Below are 22,440 nucleotides of genomic sequence, written 5' to 3' on the forward strand. Positions count from 1 at the left end.
AGGGATTCCATGTATTGGCATGATGCTAAGAGGATGCACGTTTAAATGGCTATTTATGTATTAGGGATCTCTGCCTTCTATCACGACAGTGCTGCCGCCTTGGTGAAAGATGGCGTCCCGGTTGCAGCTGCCCAGGAAGAGCGTTTCACCCGCGTGCGGCACGACGCGGCATTTCCGGCCCAGGCGATTCGGTATTGCCTGGATGCCGAGGGCATTACCCTGGATGACCTGGAGGCCGTGGTCTATTACGAAGACCCCCAGGAGAAGTTCTCACGGGTGATTTCCTCCTTTGCCAGCGGCGGCATCGGTGGCGCGCGAACGTTCATCAACGCGATGCCGGAATGGATTCGTTGGAAGTGGAACGTACTCAAGTTCGTCGATGAAAAACTCGAAGAGCTGGAGCGAGGCAAAGCCCCGCGCACCCAGGCGTCCCAGCACCATCGCTCCCACGCCGCTGCGGCTTTCTACCCGTCGCCCTTCGAGAACGCCGCGGTACTGTGCATCGACGGTATCGGCGAATGGCACTCGACCACTATCTGGCAGGGCGAAGGCTCCAGGCTTGAGCTGAAGAACTCGATTTCGTACCCGCATTCGGTGGGCCTGTTCTATTCGGCGATGACCTATTACTGCGGCTTCAAGGTCGATTCCGGCGAATACAAACTGATGGGCCTGGCGCCTTACGGTCAGCCGATCTACGCCGACAAGATTCGCGATGAGCTGATTAATATCCGCCCTGACGGCTCGTTTACCCTGAACATGAAGTACTTCGAATACCTGCGCGGCGAGCGCATGGTGGGCGAGGCCTTCGAAGAGCTGTTCGGTGGGCCGATCCGTAAACCGGAAAGCCCGATTTCCCAGCGTGAATGCGACCTCGCGGCTTCGGTCCAAAAAGTCACTGAAGAGGTGGTGCTGGGGTTGGCGACCGCTGCGGTCAAGCAGACCGGTCAGCGTAATCTGTGCCTGGCCGGAGGCGTGGCGTTAAATTGCGTGGCCAACGGCGTGCTCAGCCGATCCGGGCGTTTCGACTCGATCTGGATCCAGCCGGCGGCCGGCGATGCCGGTTGCGCGCTGGGTGCGGCGATGGACTATTCGGTCAAGCGTACCGGGCGTCCACACCTGACCGGGAGCAAGACTGACGCCATGAGCGGTAGCCTGCTGGGGCCAGGATTTGGCGACGAAGAGATCGAAGCGTTCCTGCGCGAAAACAACTACCCCTACACCCGCTATGACGATGCCCAGCTGTATGACCAGGTCGCCAGCCGCCTGGCTGACGGTGCGGTAGTCGGCTGGTTCCAGGGGCGTATGGAATTTGGTCCGCGGGCCTTGGGCGCACGTTCGATTCTCGGCGATGCCCGCAACCCCGAGATGCAGCGCACCATGAACCTGAAGATCAAGTATCGCGAATCGTTCCGGCCATTTGCGCCAGCGGTCCTGGCTGAAGACGCCAAGACTTATTTCGATATCTGTGAAAGTAGCCCGTATATGTTGATGGTCGCGCCGGTGACCGACTCGATCAAATCCGAGACTTCGCTCAAAGAGGGCGGTCCCGCGCGTGGGTTGGGCAGCATCAACAATATTCGCTCGCAGTTGCCGGCGGTGACTCACGTCGACTTATCGGCTCGGGTGCAAACCGTGACCGAAGAAAATAACGCACCGTTCACACATCTGTTGCGCAGTTTCAAAGCGCGTACCGGTTGCTCGGTGTTGGTCAACACTTCGTTCAACGTGCGTGGCGAACCCATCGTGTGCAAGCCGCAAGAGGCTTATGCCTGCTTCATGCGTACGGAAATGGACGTGCTGGTGCTCGGCCGTTTCGTGCTTGAGCGTCCTGGTCAGCCAGCGTTCGTTGAAGAAGTCGACTGGCGCAGCGATATCCCGCTGGACTGATGTTCACCTTCAACAATAAGGAGATTTTTTCGTGCTCAGGTTCCTCGCGTTTCTTATGTTCATCGTTGTACTGCTGCCCATTGGACTGACCCGCTCGGTCTTTCATTCATCCCGTTTTGGCCGGAATTTTCACCAGGCCCCGACGGCATGGGATCATCCGGCAAAGGGAAAATAATCCCAACAGCCCAAGGACTCACGCCCATGTCAAAGGTCATTTACAAAAACCTGAACACCTCACCGATCCTCGCCGTCAACGGGGCCGGTGTCTGGCTTGAGGATGCCTCAGGCAAGCGTTACCTCGATACCTGTGGTGGCGTAGCGGTGTCGAGTCTTGGGCATGCGCATCCGCGTATCGTGGCGGCTTTCGAGCGCGAAGCGAAAAAGCTCGCCTGGGCCCATGCCGGCAGTTTCACCACGGCAGCCGCCGAAGAGCTGGCTGAACAGCTGGTAGGCGCTTCCGGTGGCTTGGCGCGGGCGCAGTTTTTGTCGGGCGGTTCGGAGGTCATGGAGTTGGCGATGAAGATCGCCTACCAATATCAATGTGAGCGTGGCTTGCCCACCAAGTCGACGTTCATTTCGCGGCGCCAGAGCTATCACGGCAGCACCTTGGGCACCCTGAGTATTTCCGGGAATGCCCAACGTCAGTCGGTGTTCGGGCCACTGTTGCCGCCCGCTGAATTTGTTTCGCCGTGTTATGCCTATCGCGAACTGCGCGTAGGCGAGAGTGAAGAGCAGTACGCCACGCGTCTGGCCCAGGAGCTGGACGACAAAATCAACGCGCTGGGCAGCGAAAATGTCGCCGCGTTCTTCGCTGAAACCGTTGTCGGCTCGACCAACGCGGCGGTTCCTCCCGTCCCCGGCTACTTTCGCAAAATCAAGGAAGTCTGCGAGCGTCACGACGTTCTGCTGATCCTCGATGAAGTGATGGCGGGCATGGGCCGCACCGGCCAGATGTACGCCTATGCCGACGACGGGATCGTGCCGGACATGGTGGCCGTGGGCAAAGGGCTTGCGGCCGGTTACATGCCTATTTCAGCGTTGCTGGTTAGCGACCGGGTGCATTCGGTCATGGCCCAGGGTTCCGGGGTGCTGGGCAACGGCCAAACCCATGTCAACCATCCGCTGGCGTGCGCGATTGCTTTGGAAGTACAGAAGGTCATCGCTGAAGAAAACCTGTTGGCAACGGTTCGCACCCGTGGCGAGCAATTGCGCAGTTGGCTCAAGGAAAGCCTGGCTGACGTTGAGACCGTCGGCGATGTGCGAGGCCGTGGTTTGTTTGTCGGCCTCGAATTCGTCGAAACCCGCACGGGTAAAGAGCCGTTTCGTGGTGGTGGGGCGTATGCCGCCGCCCTCAAGCAGGAAGCCTTGAGACACGGTCTGCTGATCTATCCCGGCAGTGGAACCGTCGATGGCACTCACGGCAATCATGTGCTGTTTGCGCCGCCCTTTATTTCCAGCGAGGCCGAAGTCGCCGAGATGGTCGAACGTTTCAGTGCCGTTGTAAGGGCCGTCGGTCAATGACGGTTCGCCCTTTTTGCGCAGGCGTGAGCACGTTCGCGACAGTCGTTCAGCGCTTGCCGGTTTCACCGTTACTACTCGTTGATGGGGAATAGAAGATGCAGATGATTGAGGCATGCAAGGACAAAGTCCTCCTTTCGGTGTGCACCATGGACTGGTGCGATCACGGAGTCGAGTTCGCCAAAACCGTGTTTTCCAACCTTGAAGTGTTCTGCTGGGATCCCGGCGATCCTTATCCCTATCACCTGGATGACTGGGAAGGCGATTGGATCATTTCCTATCGCGGCGACTTTATCTTCCCGGAAAGTATCTATAAGAACGCCCGCAAGGGCGCGATCAACCTGCACCCGGCTCCGCCAAAATACCGTGGGCTGGGCAGCCAGCACTATGCGATTTACTACAACGATGAAACCTACGGTTCGACTTGCCATCACCTGGCGCCTTCGGTCGACAGCGGGGAGATCATCCATGTCGCGCGCTTTAACGTTGCTCCGGCCGAGACGGCGTCTTCGCTCCGTTTGCATGTGGGCGCGTATTGCTTGCAGCAGTTTATTCATCTGCTCACCGATTACATCCTGCAAGGGCGGTCGTTGCCGGTTTCACCGGAGCGCTGGGGCGAGCGGCTGTACAAGCAATCCGAGCTGAAACCCTGGATGGAAAAAATTCGCGCCCAGGAGCCCGATCATCGTTGCTTCAAATAAATGCTTTTTTTGGGGGGGCTTCAGGCCGATAGCGGCCTGAAGGGTGTGCATTGCGCGCGTTGGTGCGACTGATAAGAGACCGTCATATGTTTGATCTTTCGAGCTTCGGAGCCGCGCTGGCGGTCTACGTCATCGGCACCGCCAGCCCCGGTCCGGGTAACCTGGCGATTGCCAATACCTCCCTGAACTTTGGGCGCACACCTGGGCTGGCGTTGGCGGCGGGGGTCATTTCCGGTTCGCTGTGCTGGGGGGCAATGACCGCGGCTGGGGTATCGGCGTTGCTGCTTTCCTACACGCAGATTCTGGTCTGGCTGAAAGTCCTTGGCGCCTGCTATTTGTTCTTTCTGGCCTACAAGTCGATTCGCGGTGCACTGGCACACAATGCCACCACGGTTGCTCGAGCTCGCACCAAACAGACCAGGAACATTGGGTATTATTTACAAGGACTGGGTATTCACCTCACCAACCCAAAAGCTGCCTTGACCTGGTTCACCGTGACCACGGTCGGGCTTAGCGCGAATGCACCCGCCTGGGCCAGTTTTGTCCTGGTGGCCGGTTGTGCCGTGCTCGGGTTCCTGATCTTCAGTACTTACGCATTGGCGTTTTCAGCCCATTCGGCTGAACCGTTTTTCACTCGAACGCGAAAATCGTTCGGGATGATCTGCGCAGCCTTCTATTCGATCGTTGCGATTGGGTTTATCAGCTCGTTGTTTTAATGCTGATGCAAAAACCGGATGTCACGCCGCATTCTTCACGCCTTTCTGACCCCGACGCCAAAGGCGGTGGTGTCCAGCTGAATTTGGACTGCACCCCAACGGTTAGACATAACCGATGGGGTGTTCCATGGGAAAGTACACAGGGCCGGCGAAGCGTTCAGCGGTAGGTGGATCAGCGTTGGCGATCCGCGAGAATGCTTACGCTGGCATTGTCCAGGATTGCAGCGTGTAACCCTCTTGGCTCAACTCGGTGCGCACCTCTTCCAGCAGGCGTTCCAGCTGCGTCGGGTCGGAATAGGCACTGCTTGGAATCAGTTTGCGACAAATACGCGTGTTGGCCGGGTCGATGACGCTCAGGCTCAGTTCGCCATTACCGTCTTGCGGAGCCCAGGCGACACATTGAAAAGGTTTGAATGCGTGGCTGGCAATCAAAAGTGCTTCGTTGATGCGGAACGGGGTGATCACGGGTCGTCTCTCCTTAGTACCCAAATAAATGATGTGTCGCGCTCTGGCCCACCGCAGCCTTTCATTGCTTTACATAACTGCCTGGCGCCGGCTCCAGAGGCGGGAATTTTTCGTTCCCGGTGTGCGCAACCGCGGGTTGGCGCTCGCCGGAGTGTCCCTCCAGCCAGTTGAACCAATCATTCCACCAGCTACCGGGTTGCTGCTCGGCATTCTTGAACCAGGTCTCCGGGTTTTTCGTGACCCGATTGTTGGTCCAGTAATGGCGCTTCTGCTTGGCGGGTGGATTGATGACACCGGCGATATGCCCGGAAGCGCCCAGTACAAAACGCTTGGTCCCGGAGAGCAGGTTGGTACTGGCGTAGGCACTTTTCCAGGGCACGATGTGATCGTCATGGGTGGCGAGGATGTAAGCGGGAGCGTCGATTGCACGCAAATCCAGCTTGACCCCACAGCACTCAAGCTCACCTGATTTCAAATCGTTCTGCAGATAGGTGTGGCGCAGGTACCAGCAGTACATCGGGCCCGGAAGGTTGGTGCTGTCGTTATTCCAGAACAGCAAATCAAGCGGAATCGGCTTCTGCCCCTTGAGGTATTTGTCGACGTTGTAGTTCCACCACAGCTCGTTGGGGCGCAGCAGGGAGAAGGTATTGCCCATGTCCTCGCCACGAAACAGGCCGATGGGGCCATTCATGCCGCCGATGGTGCGCTCTCGATAGGCCACCAGTTCTTCGTCGACGAAAATGTCGATGGGACCGGTATCCAGGTAATCAAGGAACGTGGTCAACAGGCTCACGCTGGCGATCTCTCGATCACCGCGTGCAGCCAGTACGGCCAGCGCGGTGCTCAACAGGGTGCCGCCGATGCAGAAACCCACGCAATTGAGTCGCTGCTCGCCACTGATCTCACGGGTCACTTGCAGGGCGTCGATGACCCCGTGCTCAATCAGATCATCCCAGGTGGTGCCCGCGTGTTCCTCGTCAAAGTTGCGCCAGGAGATCAGGAATACGGGATGTCCCTTTTCCAGCAGATGGCGGACCATCGAGTTGTCCGGGCGCAGATCAAGGATGTAGTACTTGTTGATCGACGGCGGTACGACGAATACCGGATGTCGGTACTGGGTCTCGCTTTGCGGGTAGTACTGAATGAGCTGGAAGAGGTGATTCTCGAAGACGATTTCGCCCGGGGTATTGGCCAGGTCGACGCCAACCTTGAAGGCACCGCTATCACACTGGCGCATTTTGCCTTCGTTCATGTCGCTGGCCAGATGCTGCAGGCCGGTGAGCAGGCTGGCACCTTTAGTCTCAACCGCACGCTGGAGCGCATCAGGGTTACTGACCAGAAAATTGCTGGGCGCACTGGCGGCAATGGCTTGCTCCACCAGGTAGCGCAGGCGTTGGCGCGGTTTCTTGTCGTCGATCTGCAGCGCGTCGAGCAGTTTCAGGAGAAAGCTGGAGTTGAGCAGGTAAAACGCAGCGAGGGAGCCGAACACTGGCTCGCTCCAGTTGCCGCTGGCGAAACGTCGATCATCGAAGCTGAAGGGTTGGCCGGTCAGCAGTTTTTGGCCGAGTTGGCCCCATTGAACCTGGTAGTCCGCTTGAAGGCTGTCCAGGGTTTCGCGAGGCAGCTCGAACCAGGCGCCGTGCTCATGTCCGGAAAACCAGGGATTAGTGCTGACCCATAGGCGCAATTGTTGCACTGCAAAGGACGCGATGAACGGAACCTGGCCTGACCAATAGGTCTTGAATGTATGCGCGTTGTTGTCCATTAAAGTTCCTTGCCCATACCGATGAGCCGGGCAGAAAAAAGCCGCGCTTTGCCGGACTTCGGCGTAGCGACGGCAGGAATGCGGGCAGCATTGTTTGACGCCAGCCTGATGCGCGGAACAAGGTCCCAGGTCCGCGCATTGGCTACTCGGATGCCGTTGGTTAGCGCTCGATAGCCAGGCCGACGCCTTGTCCGCCACCGATGCACAAAGTGGCCAGTCCCTTCTTGCCGTCGCGACGGATCAGTTCGTGTACCAGCGACACCAGAATCCGTGCCCCCGACGCGCCGATCGGATGGCCAAGGGCGATCGCACCACCGTTGACGTTGACCTTGCTGGCGTCCCAACCCAGCTCTTTGCCAACGGCCAGCGCCTGGGCGGCGAAGGCTTCATTGGCTTCGATCAGGTCCAGGTCCTCGACGTTCCAGCCGGCCTTTTTCAGGGTCAGACGCGTAGCCGGGACCGGGCCGATGCCCATGATCGACGGGTCCACACCGGCGCTGGCATAGGCTTTGATCCGTGCCAGTACCGGAAGGCCCAGCGCTTGTGCTTTAGCGGCGCTGGCCAGCAACAGTACGGCGGCGCCATCGTTGAGGGTCGAAGCATTGCCGGCGGTCACGCTGCCGTCTTTCTGGAATGCCGGTTTGAGTTTGGCCAAGGCTTGCGCAGTACTGTCGATACGCGGCTGTTCATCGGTGTCGAAGACCAGTGGTTCGCCCTTACGCTGAGGAATCAGGATCGGGGTGATTTCGCTCTGGAATCGCCCGCCCTCAATGGCAGAAGCGGCCTTCTGTTGCGAGGCGGCGGCGAAGGCATCCTGCGCTTCACGAGAGATCTCGTATTTTTGCGCCAGATTCTCAGCGGTGATACCCATGTGGTAGTCGTTGAAGGCGTCCCACAGGCCATCCTGGATCATGCTGTCTTGCAGCTGCGCATGGCCCATGCGCAGACCCGTGCGTGCCTTGGGCAGAACGTAGGGAGCCAGACTCATGTTTTCCTGACCGCCAGCGATCACCAGTTCCGCGTCGCCGCAACGGATTGCCTGGACGGCGAGATGGACCGCCTTGAGACCCGAGCCGCAGACCTTGTTCAAGGTCAGGGCAGGCGTGGTGTGTGGCAAGCCGGCCTTGATCGCTGTCTGGCGGGCCGGGTTTTGCCCAGCGCCGGCAGTGAGTACCTGGCCGAGGATCACTTCATCAATTTGAGCAGCATCGATACCCGTCTGCTCCAGCAAGCGACGAATCACTGCGGCACCCAGTTCGGTCGCGGGAATGGCAGACAAAGCACCCTGGAAACTGCCGATGGCGGTACGAGTAGCGGCAACGATTACGACTTCGTTCATGCGTGACCTCATTGAAAAGACAAAATTCGTCGAACACACCAGGGCATTCATGCCCTGGTTGGGCTTACTGCATGTTCATGCCGCCGTTTACCGAGAAGTCGGCACCGGTGCTGTAGGCGGACTCATCGGAGGCCAGCCAGGCCACGATCGAGGCGATCTCGTCGGGTTGGCCAAGGCGACCCACCGGAATGCCGGCAATCATGCCGTCCAGAATGTCCTTGCGGATTGCCGCAGTCATGTCGGTCTGGATGTAGCCGGGGGAGACGGTGTTGACGGTCACGCCCTTGCCGGAAACTTCCCGGGCCAGTGCCATGGTGAAACCATGGATGCCAGCCTTGGCGGCCGAGTAGTTGGTCTGACCGAACTGGCCACGCTGGCCGTTGATCGACGAGATGTTGATGATCCGCCCCCAACCCTTGGAGAGCATGCCTTCGATGACTTGCTTGGAGGTGTTGAACAAACTGTTCAGGTTGGTCCCGATCACCGCGTTCCAGTCTTCCGGGGTGAGCTTGCGGAAGGACGCGTCACGAGTGATGCCTGCATTGTTGACCAGTACGTCGATCGGCCCGAAGTGTTCGCGCACCATCTCAAAGGCCTTGCGGGTCGATTCCCAATCGGTGATATCGGTTTCGACGCATTCGAATTGATAGCCTGCTGCAAGCTGTGTTGCCATCCAGTCATCCTTGCGACCCGAATTGGCACTGCAGCCGACAATAACCTTGAAGCCTTCCTTGTACAGACGTTGGCTGATGGCTGTACCAATGCCGCCCATACCACCTGTTACTACCGCAATACGACTACGCGACTCCATATTTCCACTTCCCTTCTTTTTGCGCTGCAGGAGCGAAGATTGTTCGATATCAACGGTTCGTGCGGAAGTGTTGGTAGGTGACGTATTCGTGTCCATCGGTGCCACACAGGCGTTTTAGACGGCTTGCAAAAAATGAGGAGTACCTATACTGGGATCAATACTTGAAACGGAACGGATAATTAATATTCGTGAAACATGGCTGAAATATGTTCAGCGTAGGTCAATATCGGCTCCGGACAGGATGTTCGGTTCCACAGGTTATTGAGGGCGCTATGTATAGAATGAGTTCAGGTTATGCAGGCATGCTGGCGAATACGCTTTTGGCTCAGGGGCTGGACGTTACCGGTCTGTGCCAGGAGGCGGGACTGGACGTCGAGTTCGTGAATAAACCTGGAGCATACTGCGAGCGAAGCGTTATCTATCGTCTTTGGGATCTGGCTGCTCAGGCCTCGGATGATCCGGACATAGGTTTGAAGGCCTACGGGAGTTTTCACCCCGGCGTTTTTCAGATCGTGGGCTACACGATGATGTCCAGTTCGAATCTGAAAAGGGCGCTCGAACGCCTGGTTCGTTTCAGCCCGTTGATAAGTACCGGATTCAGCCTTTTCTTTGTCCAGGAGCAGCAACATTTCCGTCTGGCCAGCCTCGATCATCAGCAACGTGGCTCGGTCAAACCCCGGCAATATGCGGATGCAGGGCTGGCTTCGCTGCTGGGGTTCTGCCGCTGGCTGGCGGGTGGAAAGTCACCGCAACCGTTGAGTGTAGAGTTCACTTATCCCGAGCCTGAAGACACGTCGGAGCATCAGCGGCTTTTTGGCTGCCCGCTGCATTTCGGGGCGGCTTTTGACAGCATCCTGTTCGATGGCGAGGAGCTTCTGAGTCCTTTGAGCATGGCCAACGAGGCGCTCGCCGTACTCCATGACAGTTTTGCCGAGGCTCAATTGGACCAGTTGTCCGGCGGCTCTATTGTTGGCAGGATTCGCGCGCTGATTATCGAGCGCTTGAGTCAGGGGCAGGGCCAAGGGCAATGTGATATGGAATCGATTGCGGCGGCACTGAACATCAGCAAGCGAACGCTTCAGCGAGGCCTTGAAAAGGATGGCACGCAATTCAAGGATGTCTTGAACGATGTGCGCCGGCAGTTGGCCGACTTCTATTTGCGCCATTCTCATTTCAACATGAAGCATGTGACGTATCTGCTCGGCTTTCATGATCACAGCAGCTTCCATAAGGCATGCACCCGTTGGTTCGGCATGCCCCCCGGTCAGTATCGAGCCGATGAGTCGTTGTTTGCGCTCAAGGAAGTCGAGGCCGTGCCGGTGCCGGTCCGAGCCATGAACTCGGTCGGTCTGCGCAGAGACCATAAGATCGCAGGCTTCGCCAGCGCCTACGCCGAACGGATACACCGCTAATCCCCTGTGGAGGGTCATTGAGGCTTTGGACCTTTTGTCGCTTTACGCTTTGGGGCTTTAACGACGATGGTGGGAGCGGGCAGGGGGACTTCGAGCAGCGTGTGCAGCTCACGCCAGAATTCGCCTTCGGTTCCAGCGGTCGTGAGCAATTCAGGCATTAATTGCCCAACGGCGGTCAGCACCTGTTGGCGTTCCTTGGCCTCGGGTAGCAACAAGGGCAGGCTGCGCAAGCTTTCTTGCGGGTGGGCAAAAACCAGCAGGTTCTGCAATCGGATGGCTTCGCGCAGGGTTGTGGGTTCAGTGCTGTAGTCCTGAACCAGCAAGTGCACCTGCTGGATCAGTTTCTCTATGCTTTCCTTGCCTGCCTTGTCGCTGTCGCGGCCCAGCAAAAACAGAATCCGCACCAACGCTTCCAGGGGGCCGCCGTGGGGCAGCGCATCCTGCAGGCGTTCGATCAGGACCTGGTCCTGCTGGTCGGCATGTGCCTGGAGATTTCGCACCGGGTGGTTGCTGGTGAGGGCGCCCAGTGCGCCGTAGATTCCGTAAAAGCACAGCTCCTGAGTGGCGTCACGCACATCGCGATAAGTATTCAGGGCGTCTTGTAGCTGGTTGGAGAACAGCTCCTGCCACGCCAGCAACGGGTTGTCCTGGCGTGCGGGACGACGATCACTGCACACTTGGGAGGCGGCCCCGGCTAACCACCACAGCGCCGGATTCAGGCTGCTCCATAGCACTTGCTGCTGATGGAAGGGGTGCATCCTGCGCATCAGTTCGGCAATGGGCTCGTTGACGACCTGACGCAGCCACGGGCGTATGAACCCGTCGTAAAACTCGCTGTTGATTTCAGAGGCATGCTCCACCAGAGAGAATTCACGATCGTCATCACGGGCTGGCTCGACGTCATCATGGATATCAGCGATTCGCCTTGATTCGAAACTCACGCTGTATTGCACGTCACCGCTGCCTGAGGGGGCCGGTAGATCGTCGATCAGCATTTCGTATAGCCCTGCCGGCAGCGCACTGATGGCTTCGACTGCACCGAGCAATCCACGGTGTTCACGCCGCGCCACCTTGCCGGAAACAAAGATGCCCAAATGGCCGATGCTGGCGTGTCGCAGGTAGACGATGGTACGTCCTGCATCATGCAAAGCGAGATCGCTGGGATAGACATCGGCGATCCAGTTCAACGCTTGCTGGGGAGGGGTGATGTTGTCGCCGTAGGAGCAGAAAACCACCACCGGTACTTCGATCCGTTTCAGGTCAATACCGGAGCTCTTGCGGCCAAGTCCGCCGGACAACCGGTTGCCGATGAATAGGTCATCGACAATCATCTCGATCTCTTCGCCATTGAGCAGGGTCGGGCTGCCCCACCAGCGTTCGAAGTCGAGAAAGCGCGCAGCCTCACTGTCGATCTGGCTGAACAACTGGTAGTACTTGCCCCAATAGGTGTTGGCCGGGTCCAGGTTTTCGAAATTGCTGACCAGCCAGGTGCCGTCGAAACGGTTATTGCCCAAGTCGCTGCCCAGGCGAGCCATCCAGCCGCCACCCAGCAGGCCACCGGTGTAACGCATTGGATTGCGTCCATTGACACCGGCCCAGTACKACAAGGGGGCACCATTGATAATGATCAATCCCGGCAGTTCCGGCCGTGTTGCCGCCAATCCCATTAAGGCCCAGCCGGCCTGGCAGTTGCCGATAATGATCGGCTTGCTGTTGGTTGGGTGAAGGGCGCTGACGACCTCGATGAACCGGGCCTGGGCTTCGACGATATCGGCCAGGGTTTGCCCAGGCTGTGGTGAGTGGCTGAAAGAGATGAAATACGTGGGGTGGCCGGCTCTGAGGCTTTCGCCTAATACCGAATCCTGTTTGAAACCGCCGATTCCCGAGCCATGGCCGCCGCGTGGGTCAATGATGATCACCGGCTGGCCATTGCTGTCGATTTTTTGCTCGGGGCCCAGGAGGATTCGCAGCAGTGAATAGTTGACCGGGCGCGGGAGATCGGCGCCTGCGATCAGGGTTTCATGATCGAACTTGAGCAGCAGCGGATACCCGGCGCGTTCATGGGCCAGCGTATTGTCGCCGCGCTGGCGCAAGGTGTCCCAGAACAACAGGCAGCGTTGGCCAAGGTCGGTGACATATTCCTGCCATTCAGCGGGCGTAGGTTGTCTGAGTTGACCCTGCTTCAGCGGCGCGAGGGTTTTTTCCTGGCGCTGGCGCAAAGCACCAAGGATGTTCAGCGTATTGAGGCGCTGCAGATGACTCAGGTGTTCAAACAGGCCGCGTTGAGAGAAAGGTTTTTCATATTGCGATGCAATAATATCTTCCTGGCCCATGGTGATCTCCTGAGGTTATGCATGCGAAGCAGCGGCCTGCGGCTCATTGATGAATGAGAGACAGGCTGTCCGCTTGATGTCAGGAGTCTATAGCGAATATCAGCAGTGGTGGAAAAATTTTTGTGCGATGCACAAAAAACCATTGCCAAAAAAAATTGTGCACTGCAATATTAAATCCAGCGCGATGACCGGCAGGATCGCTATCGCGTCCTCTGGCCCATGTCGGCCTTTCAGAATCAGGAGATTCAAGCATGTCTTTTTTCAACTCGGAAAAATTGCAAGACGCTCAGAAGGCCAACCTAGACCTCCTGCAGCAAATCAGCGGCAAAATCTTCTCCAGTGTTGAACAGCTCAGCCAACTGCAGTTCAAGACACTGCAGGCCTCCACCGAGGAGCAGTTCGAGGTCTTCCGCAAACTGCTGGCAGTCCGTGATCCACAAGGGTTCGCTGAGCTCCAGGCTTCTTTCACCCAGCCAAATGTGCAAGCCGAACGCCTGGCTGAGTTCAATCGCCAAGTGCAAGCGTTGATTGTCGGCACCCACTCGGAAATCACCAAGCTGGCCTCGCGTCAGGTCGAGGCGGGTACCCAGCAGGTGCAAGAGTTCGTTGACGTGATCAGCAAGAATGCACCGGCTGGCTCCGAGCCTGTTGTGGCCGCATTCAAGTCGTCGCTGGCGAATGCCGGTACCGTTTTTGAAAGTGCACAGAAAGCCGTAAAACAGGCTGCTGACGTTGCCCAGAGCGGTTTTGAGGCAGCGACCGCAGCAGCCGGCAAAGCCGCTCCAGGTGCCAAGGCCACAAGCGGCAGCAAGTAAGTCACATTAGAGCGGTTGAACGGATGGCGATGGGTTTACTCCCCATCGCCATTTTTTTTCGTCCCGCCACCGGCACCTGGCTTGCCGGGTGCCATGCCGCCGAACAGGCCGAAGAGGTTCTGAGTGTTCAGGTAGAGAGCTTTTGACTGGTCGACATACTGGCGCATCAAATCCTGCATGACCGGTGCTTGCTGGTGCATGAACTCGCTCCAGGCTTCAGAGGACTGGGCTCCGGTCTGGGACTGGATGTCGATGACTGTCTGGATGCTTTTATCCAGGTAGCTGCCGAGGACGCTCTGGTAGGGACCGTAGAACTGGATGATCCCCATGAGCATCTCACTGGAGAATATCGGTTCACCGCCACTTTCGGCTTCCAGAATGACCTGCAGCAAAATACTTCGGGTCAGATCCTCGCCGGTCTTGGCGTCGACCACCTCGAACGGGATTTTATCGACGACCAACTGGCGGATATCCGCAAGGGTCAAATGACTGCTGGTGTGCGTGTCATATAGACGGCGATTCGGGTACTTCTTGATCAGACGGGTGGTGTTCCGACTGTTATCTGTCATGCGGGGCTACTCATGGCGAGCCTGATTTACAGGCATCTTATCCTACTCTGACCACTGCTACTCCCATGCGTCGCCTCACGCGGCACGCGCTCGCAAATATTCGGTGGGCAGGGTTGATATCTCATTCCGCGTTGTTAGAGATGATGCGAGCTTTCAGGTCGTCCGTGAACGTCTCCAGCCTGTTTGAATCGCTATTTATCCAGAGTATTCGACGATATGGAGACATACTGTTTTGGATCCAATTCAATCAAGCTGAAATAATGCAACTCATTGTTATTAAAGGATTTTTTAAGAAAACACAGCTAACCTTTTCCTGATGCCTGCCGATGGCACTATTACAGGACACAGGGAGCAGCAGGAATGAGAAACAACCAACCCGTTACACAACGTGAAATCGCGCTTGCACCTCAACAAAAACTGATCTCGACAACCGATGCCCGAGGCGTCATCACTTACTGCAATGACGCCTTCGTCGAGATCAGTGGTTTCGACCGGGCCGATCTGATTGGCGCCCCTCAAAACATCGTTCGCCATCCTGATGTGCCACCCGCCGTTTTTGCCCATATGTGGGGGGCTCTCAAGCAAGGCAATCCCTGGATGGGGATCGTCAAGAACCGCTCCAGGAATGGTGATCACTACTGGGTCAACGCTTACGTCACACCGATTTTTGAAGGCAGCCAAGTGGTTGGTTTTGAGTCGGTCCGGGTCAAACCTACCGCCGAACAGATCCGCCGCGCCGAAGCCCTCTACAAGCGCATCAGTCAGGGAAAACCGGCCATTCCCACTCGAGACAAGTGGCAACCTGTCCTCGAGGATTGCCTGCCGTATCTGGTTATGGGGCTGGTGGGCACTGTGGGAGGGATGTTCCTCAATTCCACGCTGGCTTTTGTCGTCGCGGCAGGTGTCTCGATTCCACTCGGCTTGATGACGTCCCGCTGGCAAAAGCAAAGCACGCTGCGTCTGTTGCAGATGGCTGAACCTTCCACGTCCGACCAACTCATCGCACAGATGTACAGCGATGAGCGCGGGACTCAAGCACGATTGGAAACGGCCTTTGTCAGTCAGGACGCGCGCCTGAAGACCTGCCTGACGCGTCTTCAAGACACCGCAGAGCAACTCAGCGGGCTTGCCGGAAGATCCAACGTTCTGGCGTCCGATAGCTCACAAGGTCTTGATCGCCAGCGTGTCGAAACCGAGCAGGTGTCCGCCGCGGTCAATCAAATGGCGGCGACCACGCAGGAAGTCGCGAGCCATGTCCAGCGCACCGCTGACGCCACCCAGGAGGCTAACCAGCTGACCGGGCGCGGACGCGATGTGGCCAGAGACACCCGCGAAGCCATTGAGCGTCTTTCCGCCGTGGTCGGTGAAACCGGGCAAACGGTGGCGCAGTTGGCCAAGGACAGCACTGAAATCGGAACAGTCGTCGACGTGATCAAGGGCATTGCCGATCAAACGAACCTGCTGGCCCTGAATGCCGCGATCGAAGCGGCACGTGCTGGCGATATGGGTCGAGGCTTCGCCGTGGTGGCTGACGAGGTTCGTCAGCTGGCGCAGCGCACGTCCGAGTCAACGACACAGATCCATGGCCTGATCACCAAGCTCCAGGCGTCCTCCAATAACGCTGTGCAGACGATGGAAAACGGTCATCGTCAGGCCGAAGAGGGCGTGGCGTGGGTGCTTGAGGCAGACCGGGCGTTGGTGGGTATCAGTGAAGCGGTAGCCAATATCACCGACATGACCACGCAGATTGCGGCTGCGACCGAAGAGCAAACCGCCGTCGCTGAGGAAATCAGCCGCAATATCAGCACCATTGCTCACCTGGCAGATCAGACCTCAGAGCAAGCCCATCACTCGGCAGAGCTCAGCAACGAGCTGACTAAAACGGCGGCGACTCAGTACTCACTGGTCGAGCGGTTCAATCGATAACCTGCCTCTCTTTGCGTATGGCAACAGTGCCACGCTGATCCCGAAGCAGGTGGGATTGGCGTGGCACAAGACGCGCACAGGGCAGGTTCGATTGGATTGCGCGGTGGAGTTCCATGGATTGATTCTCACCGGGTGATGAGTGATGGGTTGCCGATCGGTTTCAGTCTGAGTTGCTCCAGCCCCCTCCCAGTGCCACGACCAACCCGACACTCGCCTGCAATTGCCGGGTCTGTAGATCCTGCAAGCGTCGCTGCGCTTGAAGGGCGGCGGTTTGTGCGGTCACCACATCCAGATAATTCACGGCCCCGGCTTCGTAGCTGTTCATGGCTAATGCCTGGGTCGTTTGCGCGGCGTTGACCGCGGCCTGCTCATCCTCAGCCTCACGCTGCAGGTCACGCATTTGCGCGAGGTTGTCTTCGACTTCGCGTACCGCTCGTAACACCTGGCTGCGGTAATGGGCGGCCGCTTCTTCGAACTCGGCCTTGGCCTGGCGCTCGTTGGCATCCAGGCGACCGCCGTCGAAAATCGGCAGATTGACCAACGGCCCAAGCGCCCAATAGCGGTTGCCGGCAGCCAGCAGATTGCCGCTGCCGGCGGTTTGCCCTCCGAGCAGCCCCGTCAGGCTGAAGTCCGGGTACCAGGCCGCTCGGGCGACACCAATTCCGGCGTTGGCGGCAAAGACTCTTCGCTCGGCTGCTGCGACATCCGGGCGCCGTTGCAACAAGCTGCTCGGAAGCGCGCCGGGTATCGATGGCAGATTCAGGGCCTGGCTGTTTGCGTCCAGATGGAAATCACTGGCCGGTTGGCCAACCAGCTCACCGATCGCATGTTCGGTCAGATTGCGTTGCGCGCGGACATCGTCCAGTTGCGCCTTGGCCTCGGCCAGTTGGCTCTGGGCTCGGGTCAGATCGAGTTCCGAGGCGATTTCTCCCTGATAGCGGTCGCGGGTCAGCTGCAGGGCCTGGCTGTAATCATCGAGGGAGCTGGTGAGGATCTTGCTCTGGGCATCAAGGCCATTGAGCTGGACATACAGCGTTGCCAGTTGATGTTGCAGGCTCAAACGAGCGGCGGCTAGGTCGTCGGCAGAGGCCTGGGCCTGGGCATCGCCGGCGGCCACCTGGTTGCGAATGCGCCCCCACAGGTCGAGGTCGAAGCTCAGTGCAAAGCCTGCGGTATTGCTGTTGTACACCGACGGTTGGGTGGCCCCGCGTAATGGCCGGTTGTCCGACTGGCGCTGGCGCAGCGGCTGCGCACTGGCGGTGACCTGTGGGAACAGCCCGGCATGCAGTTGGCCGGCATAAGCCTGCGCCGCATCAAAGTGCGCGAGGGCTGCCGCCAGGTCCGGGTTGGCTTTGAGCAGTTGCTGTTGCAGTTTGTCCAGGCGCGGGTCCTGGTACAACTGCCACCATTGCGAAGACAGCTGTTCGGCGGGTTTGGCCATGTGCCAGGGACCGTCGCTGGTCTGTTCGCGGTATTGCGCGGGCAAGTCGATCGGCGGCGCCTTGTAGCTTGGCGCCAGTGAACAGCCCTGCAGGGCCAGCGCCATGGCCAGCACTGCGGCGAGAGGCTCAAGCCTTGGGCGCATGAGTACCTCCGGCGTCGGCCAGTTGTACGGTGTCGCCTTCACGCAACGCATCCGGCGGGTTGTCGACGACACGGTCGGCAGGCTTCAAGCCCTGGTCAATGACCAGCCGTGCGCCCAGGTCCAGACCGATATGAATATCGCGCAAGTGCACACGGTTATCCCGGTCGAGTACTGCCACTTGAGTGCCTTGGGCGCGGAAGATCAGCGAGCTGGCGGGAATGCTCACACCATGAGTGTCGGCCGGAATCTGCAGGGTGGCTTCGGCATAATCGCCGGGCAGCAACGCCCCGTCGGGGTTGTCGGCGACAAACTGTGCGAGCAAGGTCCCGGATAGGCGGTCGACGGCGGTGGATTCACCGATCAGTCTGGCGCTGAAGTGCTGGCCGGGGTGTTCCGGCACGATCAATTGGGCTTGCATGCCGGGGCGGATGACGCTGGCGTAGTTCTGCGGCACCGGCACATACAGGCGCAGTTGATGAGTGTCGGCGATGTCGAACAGCTCCGGATCGCTGTCGCTGTCAGCCTTGATCAATTGGCCGATATCGGTGTTGCGGGCGGTGATGGTCCCGGCGAATGGCGCACGGATGGTTTTGTAGTCTTCCAGCGCCGAGAGCCGGGCGTAATCGGCGGCGGCAGCCTGAGCGTTGGCCCTGGCTGCTGCTGCATTGGAGCGTTTTTCATCAGCTTCCTGACGCGACACCGAATGCGTCGCCAGCAGGTTTTGCCAGCGGGTCGCGGTGGTTTCGGCAAGGCGTGCGTTGGCTTGCTCCTGGATCAGCCGTGCATGGGTCTGTGCGACTTGTTGATCAAGGTCCGGGCTGTCGATTTCGCCCAGGATCTGCCCGGCTTTGACCTGAGTGCCAATGTCGGTTTTCCAGTCCTTGAGGTAGCCGCTGACCCGGGCATGAATCGGTGCCTTGCTCCAGGCTTCCAGATGGGCCGGTAGACGCAGGCTGTCGCCGTGCACGTTCTGTTGCGGCTGGAACACGCTGACTAAGGGCATGGCTGCCGTTTCGGTCCAGGCGGCTACGGCTTGTTCATGGCGGGTACGGGCGACCAGGCCGTTGGCGACCAGCAGCGCGGCCAGGGTCAGGCCTCCGATGCCCACCAGCATCAGGCGTTTGCGCGACGGTTTTTGATCAGGCGACATGAGAGCTTTCTCCAGCAAAATTTTCTTCAGCAATAGCGCGAGATTGACGTCCGTGGACCAGGCTGAACACCACCGGAACGAACAGTAGAGTGGCAGTGGTCGCGAGGATCAGGCCGCCGATGACGGCGCGGCCCAGTGGCGCGTTCTGTTCTTCGGACAGGGCCAGCGGCAGCATGCCGATGATCATCGCCAGGGCCGTCATGCACACCGGGCGAAAGCGCGTGTAGCCGCCTTCCAGCGCCGCCTTGAGGGCATCGCCATGTTCCGCCAGGCGTTCGCGACAGAAGCTGACGACCAGAATCGAGTTGGCGGTAGCCACCCCCATGCAGAGGATTGCCCCGGTCAGAGCCGGCACCGATAACGAGGTGCCACTGAGAAAGAGCATCCAGACAATCCCGGCGAGCGCTGCGGGCAGGGCGGTGATGATCACGAACGGATCGACCCAGGACTGAAAGTTGACCACGATCAGCAGATAAATCAGCACCACCGCACCCAGTAAGCCGAAGCTCAGCCCACTGAAGGCTTCATGCAGGGCGTCGATTTGCCCGTGCAGGCTGATCACCGAACCCTTGGGTCGCAAGGAAGCGGTGTCGTCCAGAATTTTCTGGATGTCCTTGGCCACGCCGCCGAGGTCACGGCCCTGCACGTTGGCGTACAGGTCCAGGGTCGGCATAACGTTGTAGTGACTGACGACCGCCTCGCTCTGCCCCCGGGAAATGTTCGCCAAGCCGCCGAGGATCTGCGAGCGACCGTCACTGCCGGTGACCGGCAAGGCTTCCAGCGATGGCAGGCTGTCCAGGCGATATTGCGGGGTGGCCGCGACCACTCCATACGACACGCCGTTGGCCGGGTTTAGCCAGAAGCTCGGCGCGACCTGGGAGCTGCCGGCCAGGGACGCGACCATGCTGTTGGTCACGTCACGTTCGGTGATGCCCAGGCCATTGGCCCGCAGTCGGTCGACCTTGACTTGCAGCGACGGATAACCGGTGGACTGCTGGATTCGCAGGTCGGCAATACCGGCCACATGTTGCAGGCGTCGCTCCAGTTCCACCGCGTAGGCACGGTTGGCGTCGCTATCGGGGCCGGAGATTTTCACGTCCAGCGGTGCCGGTGCGCCGAAGTTGAGGATCTGGCTGCTGATGTCCGCTGGCAGAAAAGCGAAATGGCTGCCGGGGAAGCTTTCGGGCAAGGCCTCGCGCAGCCGCTTCACGTAGTCGGCGGTGGGGCTGTGTTCCGCTTTTAGGGTGACTTGAATGTCACCGTCCTGGGGACCGATGGTGCCGCTGTTGCTGTAGGCCATGTCGATACCGCTCAGCGGAATACCGATATTGTCGACGATCGTGTCCAGTTGCCCGGCCGGAATGATCTCGCGAATGCGTGCTTCGATCCGGTCGAAGGCCGCAGCGCTTTCCTCGATCCGCGTGCCCAGCGGCAAGCGCACATGCAAGGACAGCGCACCGGCGTCGGTGACCGGGAAAAAGTCCTGGCCCAGGCTCGGTAGCAGCGCAAAGGAAGCCAGGACACAGGCCAGAAACCCCAGCAGGAATCGCTTGCGGTATTCCAGAGCCAGTTCCAGCAGTCCGTAGTAGGTGTCCCGCAGGTTGGAAAATCGCTGTTCGAACCCCTGCTGGAAATTCAGCAGCGCTTGCAGCAACGGATGGCGAGGCGTGTGGTGATGTTCACCTTCATGATGATTGATGAATTCATCTTCCGGGTGATGCCCCGGACCTTGCTCGGGCACATGGGGTTTGAGCAGGAACATCGCGAGGGTTGGCACCAGTGTCCGCGAGAGGATGAACGAACTGGCCATGGCGAAGATCACTGCCAGGGCCATCGGCCGGAACAGGTATCCGGCGATGCCCTGCAGCAGGAACATCGGCACGAACACGATGCAGATACACAGCAGCGACACGAAGGCCGGACCGACAATCTGTTTCGCACCGTCGAGGATCGCGGTCTTCACCGCCTTGCCTTGTTCCAGATGCCAGTTGATGTTCTCGATGGTCACCGTGGCATCGTCCACCAGAATCCCCACCGCCAGCGCCAGCCCTCCAAGGGTCATGACGTTCAGGGTCTGGCCGCTGGCGGCCAGCAGGGCGATGGCCGACAGCACCGCCAGCGGAATTGAGGCAGCGATGATCAGGGTCGAACGCCAGCTGCCTAGAAACAGCAGGATCATCGCACTGGTCAGCAAGGCGGCGATGATGCCTTCCCGGGCTACGCTGCCCACCGACTGTTTGACGAACACCGACGCATCGCCCAGCAGTGAAGTCTTGAGCGATGGCGGCAGGGTTTCATTGATGCGTGGCAGCATCTGGCGAATGCCGTCGATGATCGACAGGGTGGAGATGTTGCCGTTCTTCAACGCAGGCATCAGCACGGCGCGTCGGCCGTCGACTCGCACGATATTGGTCTGTGGCGGTGAGCCGTCACGCACGTGGGCCACCTGGCCGATGGTGATCAGCGCGCCGTCGACCGTCTTGATCGGCAGGTCGTTGAGTTCGTCGATGGCTTGCGGGCTGTTGTTGAGCAGCACTGTGTATTCATTGGGGCCGAGCTTGGCGGTGCCCACCGGGATGATCTGGTTTTGAGCCGCCAACGCGTTTCCCACGTCCTGCGCCGAGAGCCCCTTGGCGGCCAGCGCCTGAGGGTCGAGGTCGAGGGTGATCTGGCGCTGCTTGCCGCCCATGGGAGTGGGAATCGCCAAGCCCGGGACCGAGGTCAGTGGCAGGCGGATACTGTTCTGCACCAGGTCGCGAATTTTCGCTTCCGACAGGGTCGGGCTGGAGAACGCCATCTGCAGGATTGGCACCGTGGAGGCGCTGTAGTTCAGGACCAGCGGCGGGGTAATCCCCGGGGGCATCTGTTTCAGGACTGTCTGTGACACCGCCGTAACCTGGGCATTGGCGGTACGGATATCGACGCCTGGCTGGAAGAAAATCTTGACGATGCCCATGCCCGGCAGCGATTGCGACTCGATATGTTCGATGTCGTTGACCGTGGTGCTCAGGGAGCGCTCATAGGTATAGATCACCCGTCCGGCCATATCCTGCGGGGCCAGTCCGTTATATTGCCAGACCACCGCAATCACCGGAATGCCGATGTCAGGGAAGACATCGGTCGGTGTGCGCAGCGCAGCCATGGGCCCGATGATGCAGATGAAAATTGCCAGCACGATAAACGTGTAGGGCTTTAGCAGTGCAGTCTTTACCAGCCCGAGCATGCCGTAAACCTCCGAGGAGTTGAGTTGCAATCCTCGGCAGTCTTGCGGTTGCAAACTAACAATTTGCCTTCATCGGGATGAAGAAATTTTTACCGATTTCCTGAAAATCCTTTCACCTGGATTCATTTGTCTGCACCTGCCTGTCTCGCCACTCTGATGCTCAAGCCGATGGGCTGCTTTCAACCCTGCCGACGACATCGGCTGTCATTTGCGAGGTTTTTTTCA

The 22,440-nt window shown here is 58.8% G+C and carries 16 protein-coding genes; 7 read left to right on the top strand and 9 right to left on the bottom strand.

What is annotated here, in order from left to right; genetic code table 11:
• Positions 1–45 precede the first annotated feature (45 nt).
• From AC1DIH_RS07530 to AC1DIH_RS07545, 4 genes are all read left to right on the top strand, one after another.
• Positions 46–1,887 carry a carbamoyltransferase family protein gene (locus AC1DIH_RS07530; protein ID WP_477771223.1) on the top strand — a complete coding sequence of 614 codons (1,842 nt, stop codon included), beginning with the start codon at positions 46–48 and terminating at the stop codon, positions 1,885–1,887.
• A gap of 201 nt (positions 1,888–2,088) precedes the next feature.
• On the top strand, positions 2,089–3,408 hold the full coding sequence (locus AC1DIH_RS07535; protein WP_477771224.1) for an aspartate aminotransferase family protein: 1,320 nt from the start codon (positions 2,089–2,091) through the stop codon (positions 3,406–3,408).
• 101 nt (positions 3,409–3,509) lie between these two features.
• Positions 3,510–4,106 (top strand): formyltransferase family protein, encoded by a 597-nt coding sequence (locus AC1DIH_RS07540; RefSeq protein ID WP_477771225.1) that lies wholly within the window; start codon positions 3,510–3,512, stop codon positions 4,104–4,106.
• Positions 4,107–4,192: 86 nt separating this feature from the next.
• Positions 4,193–4,822: a LysE family translocator gene (locus AC1DIH_RS07545; RefSeq protein WP_054593296.1), complete on the top strand. Its 630-nt coding sequence runs from the start codon at positions 4,193–4,195 to the stop codon at positions 4,820–4,822.
• Between the two features lie 198 nt (positions 4,823–5,020).
• On the opposite strand, the gene AC1DIH_RS07550 is transcribed toward AC1DIH_RS07545, so the two are convergent.
• The 4 genes from AC1DIH_RS07550 to phbB all read right to left on the bottom strand — a co-directional run bounded on the left by AC1DIH_RS07550 (position 5,021) and on the right by phbB (position 9,202).
• The gene (locus tag AC1DIH_RS07550; RefSeq protein WP_477771226.1) at positions 5,021–5,287 is read right to left on the bottom strand and encodes a hypothetical protein; all 267 of its coding nucleotides are present in this window, start codon (positions 5,285–5,287) and stop codon (positions 5,021–5,023) included.
• A gap of 61 nt (positions 5,288–5,348) precedes the next feature.
• Positions 5,349–7,052 (bottom strand): class I poly(R)-hydroxyalkanoic acid synthase, encoded by a 1,704-nt coding sequence (phaC, locus tag AC1DIH_RS07555; protein ID WP_477771227.1) that lies wholly within the window; start codon positions 7,050–7,052, stop codon positions 5,349–5,351.
• Positions 7,053–7,212: 160 nt separating this feature from the next.
• Positions 7,213–8,391, bottom strand: a complete 1,179-nt coding sequence (locus tag AC1DIH_RS07560; protein WP_477771228.1) for an acetyl-CoA C-acetyltransferase — start codon at positions 8,389–8,391, stop codon at positions 7,213–7,215.
• Positions 8,392–8,455: 64 nt separating this feature from the next.
• The gene (gene phbB, locus AC1DIH_RS07565; protein WP_427528312.1) at positions 8,456–9,202 is read right to left on the bottom strand and encodes an acetoacetyl-CoA reductase; all 747 of its coding nucleotides are present in this window, start codon (positions 9,200–9,202) and stop codon (positions 8,456–8,458) included.
• A 272-nt stretch (positions 9,203–9,474) separates the two neighbouring features.
• Between phbB and AC1DIH_RS07570 the strand changes: the two genes are divergently transcribed.
• Positions 9,475–10,614, top strand: a complete 1,140-nt coding sequence (locus tag AC1DIH_RS07570) for an AraC family transcriptional regulator (protein WP_477771229.1) — start codon at positions 9,475–9,477, stop codon at positions 10,612–10,614.
• Positions 10,615–10,628: 14 nt separating this feature from the next.
• Here AC1DIH_RS07570 and AC1DIH_RS07575 read toward each other — a convergent pair whose 3' ends face one another.
• Positions 10,629–12,947, bottom strand: coding sequence for a DUF3141 domain-containing protein (locus AC1DIH_RS07575; RefSeq protein ID WP_477771230.1), 2,319 nt, complete (start codon positions 12,945–12,947; stop codon positions 10,629–10,631).
• Between the two features lie 251 nt (positions 12,948–13,198).
• Between AC1DIH_RS07575 and phaP the strand changes: the two genes are divergently transcribed.
• Positions 13,199–13,762, top strand: a complete 564-nt coding sequence (phaP, locus tag AC1DIH_RS07580) for a TIGR01841 family phasin (protein ID WP_054593289.1) — start codon at positions 13,199–13,201, stop codon at positions 13,760–13,762.
• Between the two features lie 35 nt (positions 13,763–13,797).
• On the opposite strand, the gene phaR is transcribed toward phaP, so the two are convergent.
• Complete coding sequence (gene phaR / locus AC1DIH_RS07585) at positions 13,798–14,331, bottom strand: polyhydroxyalkanoate synthesis repressor PhaR (protein WP_427528304.1); 534 nt, start codon at positions 14,329–14,331, stop codon at positions 13,798–13,800.
• 360 nt (positions 14,332–14,691) lie between these two features.
• Here phaR and AC1DIH_RS07590 point away from each other — a divergent pair, with 360 nt between their 5' ends.
• Complete coding sequence (locus AC1DIH_RS07590) at positions 14,692–16,257, top strand: methyl-accepting chemotaxis protein (RefSeq protein WP_477771231.1); 1,566 nt, start codon at positions 14,692–14,694, stop codon at positions 16,255–16,257.
• Positions 16,258–16,417: 160 nt separating this feature from the next.
• On the opposite strand, the gene AC1DIH_RS07595 is transcribed toward AC1DIH_RS07590, so the two are convergent.
• From AC1DIH_RS07595 to AC1DIH_RS07605, 3 genes are read right to left on the bottom strand one after another with little or no spacing between them, the layout of a single operon-like run.
• Positions 16,418–17,842, bottom strand: coding sequence for an efflux transporter outer membrane subunit (locus AC1DIH_RS07595; RefSeq protein ID WP_477771232.1), 1,425 nt, complete (start codon positions 17,840–17,842; stop codon positions 16,418–16,420).
• Positions 17,826–18,992 carry an efflux RND transporter periplasmic adaptor subunit gene (locus AC1DIH_RS07600; protein WP_477771233.1) on the bottom strand — a complete coding sequence of 389 codons (1,167 nt, stop codon included), beginning with the start codon at positions 18,990–18,992 and terminating at the stop codon, positions 17,826–17,828. Before AC1DIH_RS07600 ends, AC1DIH_RS07595 begins: the two co-directional genes overlap by 17 nt.
• Positions 18,982–22,215, bottom strand: coding sequence for an efflux RND transporter permease subunit (locus AC1DIH_RS07605; RefSeq protein ID WP_477771234.1), 3,234 nt, complete (start codon positions 22,213–22,215; stop codon positions 18,982–18,984). The genes AC1DIH_RS07600 and AC1DIH_RS07605 overlap by 11 nt, the downstream gene beginning before the upstream one ends.
• Between the last annotated feature and the right edge of the window lie 225 nt (positions 22,216–22,440).

Source organism: Pseudomonas sp. 05N36, from assembly GCF_056397385.1.

Coding starts and splice junctions, on each gene's coding strand:
- phaP (WP_054593289.1), top strand. CDS start 13,199: ATGTCTTTTTTCAACTCGGAAAAATTGCAAGACGCTCAGAAGGCCAAC.
- AC1DIH_RS07590 (WP_477771231.1), top strand. CDS start 14,692: ATGAGAAACAACCAACCCGTTACACAACGTGAAATCGCGCTTGCACCT.
- AC1DIH_RS07540 (WP_477771225.1), top strand. CDS start 3,510: ATGATTGAGGCATGCAAGGACAAAGTCCTCCTTTCGGTGTGCACCATG.
- AC1DIH_RS07570 (WP_477771229.1), top strand. CDS start 9,475: ATGTATAGAATGAGTTCAGGTTATGCAGGCATGCTGGCGAATACGCTT.
- AC1DIH_RS07600 (WP_477771233.1), bottom strand. CDS start 18,992: ATGTCGCCTGATCAAAAACCGTCGCGCAAACGCCTGATGCTGGTGGGC.
- AC1DIH_RS07530 (WP_477771223.1), top strand. CDS start 46: ATGGCTATTTATGTATTAGGGATCTCTGCCTTCTATCACGACAGTGCT.
- AC1DIH_RS07595 (WP_477771232.1), bottom strand. CDS start 17,842: ATGCGCCCAAGGCTTGAGCCTCTCGCCGCAGTGCTGGCCATGGCGCTG.
- phaR (WP_427528304.1), bottom strand. CDS start 14,331: ATGACAGATAACAGTCGGAACACCACCCGTCTGATCAAGAAGTACCCG.
- AC1DIH_RS07560 (WP_477771228.1), bottom strand. CDS start 8,391: ATGAACGAAGTCGTAATCGTTGCCGCTACTCGTACCGCCATCGGCAGT.
- AC1DIH_RS07545 (WP_054593296.1), top strand. CDS start 4,193: ATGTTTGATCTTTCGAGCTTCGGAGCCGCGCTGGCGGTCTACGTCATC.
- phaC (WP_477771227.1), bottom strand. CDS start 7,052: ATGGACAACAACGCGCATACATTCAAGACCTATTGGTCAGGCCAGGTT.
- AC1DIH_RS07535 (WP_477771224.1), top strand. CDS start 2,089: ATGTCAAAGGTCATTTACAAAAACCTGAACACCTCACCGATCCTCGCC.
- AC1DIH_RS07605 (WP_477771234.1), bottom strand. CDS start 22,215: ATGCTCGGGCTGGTAAAGACTGCACTGCTAAAGCCCTACACGTTTATC.
- phbB (WP_427528312.1), bottom strand. CDS start 9,202: ATGGAGTCGCGTAGTCGTATTGCGGTAGTAACAGGTGGTATGGGCGGC.